The organism is Bacillus sp. 522_BSPC, assembly GCF_001076885.1.
In the GTDB taxonomy this organism is placed as follows: Bacteria; Bacillota; Bacilli; order Bacillales; family Cytobacillaceae; genus Niallia; species Niallia hominis.
Map to the genome: position 1 here is coordinate 1 of NZ_JVDT01000192.1, position 10,048 is coordinate 10,048.

The 10,048-nt window shown below is 35.9% G+C and carries 9 protein-coding genes; 1 reads left to right on the forward strand and 8 read right to left on the reverse strand.

Translation table 11 applies throughout. The annotated features are described in order from the left end of the window. Positions 1 to 284: 284 nt before the first annotated feature. The 8 genes from ADJ83_RS16160 to ADJ83_RS16195 form a co-directional block, all read right to left on the reverse strand. Positions 285 to 1,127, reverse strand: coding sequence for a ParB/RepB/Spo0J family partition protein (locus ADJ83_RS16160; protein ID WP_048718403.1), 843 nt, complete (start codon positions 1,125 to 1,127; stop codon positions 285 to 287). Positions 1,128 to 1,375: 248 nt separating this feature from the next. Further along, positions 1,376 to 3,082, reverse strand: a complete 1,707-nt coding sequence (locus ADJ83_RS16165) for an adenine deaminase C-terminal domain-containing protein (protein ID WP_031540037.1) — start codon at positions 3,080 to 3,082, stop codon at positions 1,376 to 1,378. Positions 3,083 to 3,095: 13 nt separating this feature from the next. Next, the gene (locus ADJ83_RS16170; protein WP_031540038.1) at positions 3,096 to 4,154 is read right to left on the reverse strand and encodes an ABC transporter ATP-binding protein; all 1,059 of its coding nucleotides are present in this window, start codon (positions 4,152 to 4,154) and stop codon (positions 3,096 to 3,098) included. Between the two features lie 12 nt (positions 4,155 to 4,166). Beyond that, complete coding sequence (locus ADJ83_RS16175) at positions 4,167 to 4,955, reverse strand: ABC transporter permease (RefSeq protein ID WP_031540039.1); 789 nt, start codon at positions 4,953 to 4,955, stop codon at positions 4,167 to 4,169. Positions 4,956 to 4,961: 6 nt separating this feature from the next. Then, complete coding sequence (locus tag ADJ83_RS16180) at positions 4,962 to 5,783, reverse strand: ABC transporter permease (protein ID WP_031540040.1); 822 nt, start codon at positions 5,781 to 5,783, stop codon at positions 4,962 to 4,964. A gap of 4 nt (positions 5,784 to 5,787) precedes the next feature. Next, a complete protein-coding gene (locus ADJ83_RS16185) occupies positions 5,788 to 6,735 on the reverse strand; it encodes a nucleoside hydrolase (protein ID WP_031540041.1) in 948 nt (315 codons plus the stop codon). A gap of 17 nt (positions 6,736 to 6,752) precedes the next feature. After that, a complete protein-coding gene (locus tag ADJ83_RS16190; RefSeq protein WP_031540042.1) occupies positions 6,753 to 7,802 on the reverse strand; it encodes an ABC transporter substrate-binding protein in 1,050 nt (349 codons plus the stop codon). Between the two features lie 419 nt (positions 7,803 to 8,221). Next, positions 8,222 to 8,542: a Na-translocating system protein MpsC family protein gene (locus ADJ83_RS16195; RefSeq protein ID WP_031540043.1), complete on the reverse strand. Its 321-nt coding sequence runs from the start codon at positions 8,540 to 8,542 to the stop codon at positions 8,222 to 8,224. 370 nt (positions 8,543 to 8,912) lie between these two features. Between ADJ83_RS16195 and ADJ83_RS16200 the strand changes: the two genes are divergently transcribed. Then, complete coding sequence (locus ADJ83_RS16200) at positions 8,913 to 10,037, forward strand: IS4 family transposase (RefSeq protein ID WP_048718406.1); 1,125 nt, start codon at positions 8,913 to 8,915, stop codon at positions 10,035 to 10,037. The last annotated feature ends 11 nt before the right edge of the window (positions 10,038 to 10,048 follow it).

Consider the following 10,048-nt stretch of genomic DNA (forward strand, 5'->3'; position numbering starts at 1 on the left):
ATCCTTATTTAATTTGGAAAATCTATACTTTTTCAGTGACCTCCATAGTCGCAATAAGGAGTCATAAAACGGCTTGAAAGTTGATATTCCAATAATTTCAAGTGGGAGGCATAAGGGAAGCCCTATGGAAAGTGAAGTGCATTCTGTTTGCAGGTGATATCCTAAAATCGTCTTTTCTTAATAATTTATAAACGCAAACAATTATAGGGATTTTTATTAACATCTCCGTATAATTGTTCTCGGGTTTATATTCATTTTGAATCTTATTTCCTAACCCATACATTTTAAGATACGAAATTAGATACAGTTGAATCGTTAATAAAAATTGTAGCATTGTAGAGTGCTAGATTTGATGAAAGGTTCTCTCTATTCTTATCTAGAATTCTTTCAATATCGTTTCTCCAGTAATGCTTTAGAAGATCTTTATACTTCATTGCCTTTTGAATAAGTTTCCACTGGGCATCTATTGCTAGCTCAAAAAAGTCATCAAGTTGAATTAACCATTTTATTTTTTCAAGTTTATCCGTAGTTAGTCGGTTTGGATGGCGAGTTTTTAATACAGCTTGTTTAAATAAATTGTATTGAATACAGGAGCTAAGAGGAAGTCTCCGAATTTTTTCTAGATTAATAAAGCTTCCATGATTCTTTTTTGCTAGCTGAATAATATCCTTTGGAATATCAGGATGTATGAAATATGATTTTACAAGAGATTCACTAATTCCTAGTTTGTTGGCAATTGTTTTAGTAGATTTATTTTGATCTATTAATTCTGCGATTAATTGATGTTTATCCATCCATTTGGTGACCTGGTGATGGAACATTCTTTTGAGTAATGTTATTCTTTGTTCGGTTGTATCAGTATAATTGCGAATAATACAAGGGATGTAGCTAGAAGTTTTTTTGTTATTCATTAGAGATTTGTATGCTAGATATTCTGGATATCCTCCTACTAGCCAATAAAAATTTTCTACTGGATCTTTTTCGAGAATCATATAACTAGTTAAGGAATCACCAGCATTAAGAATGCGTACTAGCTTATTTAATTTACTTTTTGAAATTTCTTCTAAATAAATAGGTTGTATTGAAGTAAATTGCACGTTGTCCAGAAGAATCCCATCAACTTGCATTCGCATCCCTCCATGTATTTTCTAACAATATATGTAATCTGAAGTTTGTCTTAGTACGAAAGAGTAATTATTCATGAATGTAAGAAGAGAAGGATAGCTGAATTAATATAGAATCATCTAAATCTCTACAGAAAAAAGACCGCAAAAAAGAGTTCTCAAAGTCATGAGAACTCTCTTGAAAATTGATATGGGGTAAAATCACAAAAGTACAACAGAAGTTATCCTTTGTCACAATAACTCCAATTCCCTTAAACCTCAAATGAAACAACTTTTCCTTCATTTACTGCAATTAACCCATAATCTGTAATCTTTAAGGCTGGGCTTACTGGAAGGGAAAGGGTGCTGAGGGACATGATTACATTGTAATGCTCGTAGCCTAGCGATTTTAAAGAGAGTGTTAATTCTTCAACTTGCCCTGCAATCACTTCTAATGGTTCTTCAGAGAGGATGCCGCCGACTGGTAATGGGACCATCGAAAGGATCTCTCCATTATGCACACAGCAGATACCACCTTGGTTTTTAATGACTTCATTTGCAGCAATCTGCATGTCCTTTTTATTTTTCCCTACAACTAATAGGTTATGATTGTCATGGGAGTAGGTAGTCGCGACAGCACCTCGTTTTAGGATGTCTCCACCGATTAATGCAGATGCTTCATTTCCATTTTTCCCATAGCGCTCAAAGGTTTTTACTAAACTATAAACGCTATCTGCCCATTGTAATCTACCAGCATGGACAGGCAGTGTGTCTTGTTTTTCTTCTGTAAAAGTGGAGCCATTTTGTACATGAATGGTGCGAACGGTCACATTCTTTTTGTCTGTATCCATTTGAATCTCGAAGTTTTCTGCATTTAATGGAGATAGCTTCACACTTTCATAGAAGGATGCAGGGAATTGTTTAGAAACTGCATCCTGTACATATGGTAGTTTTTGATCAAAGACCTTCTCGCCGTTTTTATAAACAGCATCAATAGAAAATTCATCCAAATTGCTAACTATCACAAAATCAGCTATTTTACCTGGTGAGATGACACCTCTGTCGTACATTCTCATTCGCTTGGCAGGAGTATAAGTACATGCATAAATCGCATCTTCATAAGACATTCCCATTGAAATAGCCTTCTTTAGCAATACATTTAAATGACCTCTTCTTTGAAGTGAATCTGCCATCACATCATCTGTCACAAAACAAAAATGCTCTTTTACTGGATTTGCAATGAGATAATCGATTACCTCTGGAGTCATTGATTTCTCTTGGATTTCTAAAAACATGCCGATTGCGATTCTCTCTTTCATTCCTTCGACTGTTTGGTGCGTGTGATCAGAGCCTACTCCGGCAAATGCGATTCCTTGTAACTCATCATCCAATAGCTTTGGTACATGTCCTTCGATAATTAGTTCTGGATAGTGCTTGCGAACATAAGCGAGGATTTGATTGGTTTTGCAATCAGGCTTTGTGAGAACATCATAGTAATTCATGATTTCTCCTAAGCATTTAATTGATTCTGTCTGCAGTAATTTTTCAATATCCTCTATTTCAATTGCGCCTCCCGTTGTTTCCATGGAAGTTGCAGGAACGGAGCTAGGGATACCATAAAACATATCGACTTTTTCCGTTTTGCTTGCCTTTATCATTTCTTTTACACCATCAATGCCAAACACATTGGCCATTTCATGTGGTTCTGGAACAATCGTTGTTACCCCATTTTTAATTAAAGCATAGGAAAAAGTCGCAGGGCTTACCATTGTACTTTCGATATGCAAGTGAATATCAATTAAGCCTGGTGCAATAAATTTTCCATTCGCATCAACAATCTCGTTTGCTTGGAAATAGTCTTTGCCTTTTTTTCCGATATAAAAGAACTTTCCATCTTTGATGGCAATATTTTCTTTTCTAAATTGTTTAAAATAACTGTTATACACCGTTCCATTTAATACAAGTGTATCTACTTGCATGAAAAACCCTCCTCTATTCCACAAGGACCATTTGATTCTTTGGAATAATCACCGTTACTTCTTGTCCATTTTTAAATGGCTGGACCATTTCTTTATTGATTGTAAAATCACCTAGAGCGGTTTGCACAACATATTGATAGCTTCTACCGAGGAATGTTGTGATTTTGATTGTTCCAGTCATCCCATTTGTAGGAATAGCTGTTGTGCTTTGCTCCATGATGAAATCATCGGGACGGATTGCACCAATCATTTTATTTAGATTTTCCATATGTTCATGACGGTCTATCGTAAATACCAATCCAGCTTTTTCAAGTTCGATATAATCTTTGTGATCTATTCGCTTATCAAAAGAAATAAAGTTTTTAAAGCCAATAAAGTCAGCGACGAATTTCGTTTCTGGATATTTATAAATGGTCGCAGGGTCGCTTAATTGTTCAATAATCCCTTTATTCATAATCGCAACTTGATCGGAAATAGAGAAGCATTCCTCTTGATCATGGGATACGTAAACAGTCGTAATTCCTAGTTCTTGCTGAATTCTGCGTATTTCGACTCTCATATTGACTCTTAGATTTGCATCTAGATTACTTAATGGCTCATCAAATAATAGAATGTCGGGTTCGATAACTAAAGCTCTCGCAATTGCCACGCGTTGTCTTTGTCCGCCAGATAGCTCTCCAGGAAACCGTTGTTCGAATCCTCTTAGATTAACGATTTCCAGCATATTAAGAACACGTTTCTCGATTTCCTTTTTGCTAATTTTACGTAAGCGCAAGCCGTACGCAATGTTGTCAAAGATGGAAAGATGGGGGAATAGGGCATAGTTTTGAAAAACAAAGCCAAAGTTCCGTTTGTTCACAGGAACCTTCGTATAATCTTTATCTTGGAAAATAAATTTTCCATTACTTGCTTCTAAAAACCCAGCAATCAAGCGAAGGGTTGTTGTTTTTCCACAGCCACTGGGACCTAATAAGGAAACAAGCTGCCCTTTTTCGATACTTAAATTAAAATCTTCTAATATATTTTTCTTCTCATAAGCGACAGATACATTTTCTAAAGTAAATAATGCCATTTTTATCCTCCATTATCTTTTCGTGAAATAAGACAGGCCCATTAATCTTTCGACTGCAAACATAAAGATGGCAGTAAGGAACATTAATAGAACAGAGATTGCTGCAACAGTAGGATCAAAGTAATTTTCTACATATAGCAGCATTTGAATTGGAAACGTACTTACACCAGGTCCAGTCATATAAACAGAAATATCCACATTATTGAAGGACTCTAAAAAGGCAATCATGACTGCTGCAATAATGCCTGATTTAATATTTGGCAATACTACGCTAAAGAATGTCCCAATTCTAGTCGCGCCAAGGCTGAGTGCTGCTTCTTCTATAGAAAAATCAAAGTTTGCCAGACTAGAAGAAATAACGCGAATAATAAATGGTAGCATGATGACCGTATGCCCGATAAATAGGGATAAATAAATAGGAAGGTTGTAGGTCACAACAATATAGCGTAAAAAGGAAAAACCTAGAACAATTCCTGGAATAAGAATTGGAGATACAAAGATAGCATTGATAATGCCCTTGCCAGCAAAGTGGAAACGACTAAGCGCATAAGCTGCTGGGACGCCAAGCAATAATGCTAGAATGTTTCCTGCTATAGATACGATAATAGATGTCTTAAAAGTGCTTAAAAACATCTCTACCTTAAAAATATTTTCATACCATCTAAAGGAATACTCTTCTGGAGGGAATTTCAGAATGCTTCCACTCTCAAAAGAGGTAATCGATATTATTACAAGTGGCCCAAGTAAAAAAATAAAGACGAGGATTGTAAAGAGGGCCAATCCTCTATGTTTCTCTTGCATACACGTTTACCCCTTTGGATTTAGTTTTTTTGCAACACCATTCATGATAGAGATAATGATAAAGGTAACAACAATCATTATCGTTGCCACAATAGAGGCAAGTTTCCAATCATTTAGTGTAATGGCATTTTGGTAAAGAAAAGTGGAAATCACTCGTTGCTTACCACCTAGTAAGGCTGGTGTTGTATATGCGGTAAAGCTGCCAACAAATACTAAAATACTCCCAATAACAAGACCTGGAACACATAATGGCACAATAATTTTCATAAAGGTCGCAATCTTTGAAGCGCCTAGACTTTCCGATGCGCGTAATAAATCACCGTCGATATTCTCCATTACACCAACAAGTGTTACGATAATTAATGGAAGAAAAAGGTGAATTAATCCGATAATAATGGCATTTGGTGTATATAAAATGTTTAAAGGCTCCTGGATAAGCCCTAGGCTCAATAACGTTTTATTTAACACACCATTTTTTCCAATGATAATCATCCAGCTAAAGGAGCGGACGACAGGGCTTGTCAGCAATGGAAAAATGGTAAACAACAAGAGTATGGCTTTTCTTTTGCTAGGAAGCTTAGCGATATAATAGGAAACTGGAAAGCCAATTAATATACAGATAAAGGTAGTTAGTAGACTTACTCGCAAAGTAGTAAGAAGGATATCGATAAAATATTTATCTTTAAAGAAATCGATATATCCTTGTAAACTAAAGGTTCCTTCGTCGTGAAAGGTTGTACCAATCATCGAAAGAATAGGAATCACTAAAAATATTGTTAAAAATAATACACCCGGTAGTAAGAGTAAGTATAAATATCGTTTCTTCAAGACGTCACTCCCTTTCCTCAAAGTGACCATTTAAAATGTCTATAAACATCTGGAAGAAGGCATGATCATCCACTTTTAAGGAAACTAGTAAATTTGCTTTTTTATTAAGGCGATTTTGAAAGTCACAAATAAGCTGACCATCACATAATTCGCTTTTGGTTTCTATATCGACGAAATACTTTTCCGTTTCCACGATTTTTTTATTTATCGCAATTCCAACAGCTAGTGGATCATGCATAGCACAAGCATGAATACCATAACGGCCAAAATACTTCTGTTGATAATCGTTTGTGCTTTGACTAATATATTCTCTTAATGTGTCATCTTTAATGAATTCGAGATGTTCTTTCGTCAATAATGCTTTTCTTGTTACATCTAAACCAACTTGCGTGATAGAAGGAAAGCCTGCATGTAAAACGATTTTGGCAGCTTCTGGATCCACATAACTGTTAAATTCAGCTGTTGGGGTAACATTGCCTGGTCCTTTTACTACACCACCCATGAAAATAACCTCTTTTACGTGTTTCGTAATTTGCGGACATTTTTTAACAGCTAATGCTAAATTTGTTAATGGTCCAGTGAACACTAATGTCACCTCGCCGGAAAAGCTAAGAATTGAATTAATCAAAAAATCTGGAGCGAAGCCATCACTCACAGGATGAGTGACAGCTGCCTCCTTTAGTGCTCCGCCTAAACCATCTTCTCCATGGATGCGGTGTTCGAAGAAGGGCTCCCGAAGTAGAGGAGTGGCGGCACCTTTGATAACAGGAATATGATCTGCTTTTAATAAATCTAGTATTTTGCATGTGTTTGTTGTTGCTTGGTCTAGAGAGACATTGCCGTTAACGGTTGTAATCCCTAAAATATCAAATGCGTTGCTCTTTACTGCTAGTAGAATACCAATTGCATCATCAATGCCAGTGTCTACATCCAATATTAGCTTCTCTTTCATGATGACCCTCTTTTCTATTATTGAACTAGCTCACGATTCCAGCGATCGATCCAATCTTTTAAATTGTCGTTGATAAATTTCATATCTAATGTGTGTAAGCTTGCGATAACATCTTCTCCATATGTTAAACCTTCTGCTTCTTCTTCGGTTAATTCAACTTGTGTATTAACAGGTGAATCGACTTTGTTCTTTGCAGATTTTTCTTGTGCTTCTTTTCCTAAAATATAGTTGATGAATTTTTCGGAAAGTTCTTTTTGATCGGTATCTTTTACTACGTTCATTGTGTTCATAACAGCATACCCGCCTTCAGCTGGTGTAACAAATTCAGCATTAGGCACTGCTTCCTGTAAATCAGCAAAATACATTTCCATGATTGGTCCTGCAGCTATTTCACCTTGAGCAAACATATTTACATATTCAGAAGTTTGTCCATATTCTTTCACGATGCTTGGCATTAATGCCTTTAATTGTTCAAAAGCCTTATCTTCGTTAAAAGCTTGTTCGCCGCTAACTAGGGATGCAGCATCTACAATCATTGGTCCTGTTGTGGATGTAATGCTAGGAATGGTTATTTTTCCTTTTAAATCCTCACTCCATAGGTCTTTCCAAGAAGTAATTGGCTTTGCTACTTCATCAGGATTATAAGCAATTCCAAACTGAGCAATGGTATAGGCTGGGCCATAATCTTCGCCTAGTGGAGCTTTTGCTGCTTCGTAAATATTATCTAGATTAGAAAGCTTGCTGCGATCAATTGTTTCAAATAAATCATCTTCAATTCCTTGTTGTGCATAATAGTCAGATAGGAAAATGACATCTACATCTGAATTTCCTTGTCTTACTTTATTTAATCGATCTGCATTATTGCCAGTATCTAAAACGATTTCTACATTATTTTCTTCTTCGAATGGTGCATATATTTCGTTGCGGAAGAAATCTTCGTTAAATCCCCAAGTGGAGATAACTAATTTTTCTTTTGTTTCTTTGCTGCTGTTTGCTGTGTCATCTGAACTACAAGCGGCTAATAGTAAGAAGGATGAAGCTGTAACTGCACTAACTAATTTTTTCATTTTCATTTTTGAACCCTCCAAATGATTTTGTTTGTTAATGGTTAAAAGACTATCTTTTTTGCTAGCGTTGATAATAATAAAAGGCTATTTTCTAAAGATTGGGCCCGCAGCCGGAATGCACTTCGCTTTCCGTGGGGCTCGCGCTGAGCCGCTTCGTCGCTACGCTCCTGCAGGGTCTCAGACTGTCTCGCTAATCCCACAGGAGTCTACGTGTATTCCGACTGCTAATTGTTTCCAACTAATTCTTTTTTCCCATTGATAAAACAACAATCTTTTAGAAAACAGCCTAATAAAAAAAGACAAGCTTAAATAGAATTATCCTTCTACTTAAGATTGTCTTTTCTTTGTAAACAAAGATTAAACTTATCTTTTGTATATGTCGGCGTTCTGCTTAGATAAATCCAAGAAGAAATCCAAGTTTAATTTTTAGATAATACAATGTTTGTAAAAGCAAGCTGTGTGAAAGAATCATAATCCCTAAGAATCGCTTCGATATTCCAATTTGTTGTTTCTTCTAGTTGTTCTTTAAGCTTTTTCTTAAAAAGTAAGGACAGATGAAAGTCAACTTCTTGTTTAAGGCTGGGTACTTCTCCTTCCAGAGCAGCAGAGCGTGATGCACGAGGATGCTTTGCGTGAAGGGTGATAACATTTTGTTCGATTGTTACCTTTAATAATGTTGTACCAGCACCAAATAACTCCTTAGAAATCTTGTTATACACATGAGATAAAAATTTCTTCATTTCATTTGCATCGATGATAAATCACCTGCCAAACTATTGATATTGGTTATTATACATATTATTTTTTGTTATTTCAATAGAATGTGCGGATTTTGACGAAAAAAATATTAATTTGTCGTATATTGTAAGAATTGGATAGTAAAAAACGAACTTTTGATTTATGGAGGAATATTAATAAGGGAAGTGATGGAGGGCTAATGGAATATTGCTAAAATTATATTTATATATATTCATACACTAGTGTCGCACTAAAATAATTCAACACAAATTTTAAAACTGAATTTTCTGCAACTTAATTTTTCCATAAAAAAATCCTTTATAATGGTTTGGTGGTAGTAACCTATCCAAATCCACAATAAAGGACATACACATGGATAAGTTTACACGAAAAACATCATTTGAACAATGGTTTTCACCGCTTAATCAGACATTATTAGAAGAACAGGTGAAAACACATCAATTAAATTACTATACAAAGAAGCTTTATATGGTTCCCTTTTTGAAACTTCTTTTGTATGCGCAGCTCCATGAGACCGAGAGTTTACGGGCTTTGAGTGACGCTGTATTTTCAGACGATTTGCAATGTGCTACAGGGGTGAACTCGATTAGCTTCTCCCAATTAGGAAGACGAATCAATACCATTCCAACAGAGTTCTTTCAAACGATTTTTTTAGATTTGGTCGCCCAAATCCACAAGAAAACAGATTTTGAAAAACGAAGAAAGATTTCGACACCACTGAAAATCATTGATTCGAGTACACTCCCACTTAATTTAACCAATCATACGTGGGCAGAGTTTCGAAAGACAAAATCGGGGGTAAAGCTTCACTTACGCCTTGTTTTTATGGAAAAGGGTTTCTCTTATCCAGATAAAGGAGTGCTTACGAATGCCATCGAACACGATCGAGGTCAGCTAGAACTATTCATAGACGACAAAGAATGCATGTACGTATTCGACCGTGGTTATTTAGACTATGAACGTTTTGATCGCATGACGGATGATGGCTATTTCTTTGTCACAAGACTTCGCAAAAATGCCGTAGTACGAGTACTTGAATCATTTACACTGCCTACACATTCCACGGTTTTATCGGATGATATGGTGGTGATTGGTACAACTCAAAACCGTTCAGAAAACGTGTTTCGTCGACTGAAATTACTTGATACAAAAGGCAAAGAGCTAACCTTACTAACGAATCGATTTGATTTAAGTGCAGATGAAATCGCCGAAATCTATAAATCACGTTGGGCGATTGAACTCTTTTTCAAATGGATGAAACAACATTTGAATATCAAAAAGTTCTATGGTCATAGTGAACAGGCTGTACACAATCAAGTGTATATAGCAATGATTGTATACTGTTTGAACGTATTGGCCCAGTTGAACACGAATAGCGATCGAAGTTATCTACAAATTAGCCGCTATTTAAAAGCAGCTTTATGGAAATCCGCAAACATTTGGTTACGCAAAATCAAAGGAAAGTGCGTGCCATAAGGGCTGTAACA

Coding starts and splice junctions, on each gene's coding strand:
- ADJ83_RS16195 (WP_031540043.1), bottom strand. CDS start 8,542: ATGAAGAAATTTTTATCTCATGTGTATAACAAGATTTCTAAGGAGTTA.
- ADJ83_RS16160 (WP_048718403.1), bottom strand. CDS start 1,127: ATGCAAGTTGATGGGATTCTTCTGGACAACGTGCAATTTACTTCAATA.
- ADJ83_RS16175 (WP_031540039.1), bottom strand. CDS start 4,955: ATGCAAGAGAAACATAGAGGATTGGCCCTCTTTACAATCCTCGTCTTT.
- ADJ83_RS16200 (WP_048718406.1), top strand. CDS start 8,913: ATGGATAAGTTTACACGAAAAACATCATTTGAACAATGGTTTTCACCG.
- ADJ83_RS16185 (WP_031540041.1), bottom strand. CDS start 6,735: ATGAAAGAGAAGCTAATATTGGATGTAGACACTGGCATTGATGATGCA.
- ADJ83_RS16190 (WP_031540042.1), bottom strand. CDS start 7,802: ATGAAAAAATTAGTTAGTGCAGTTACAGCTTCATCCTTCTTACTATTA.
- ADJ83_RS16165 (WP_031540037.1), bottom strand. CDS start 3,082: ATGCAAGTAGATACACTTGTATTAAATGGAACGGTGTATAACAGTTAT.
- ADJ83_RS16170 (WP_031540038.1), bottom strand. CDS start 4,154: ATGGCATTATTTACTTTAGAAAATGTATCTGTCGCTTATGAGAAGAAA.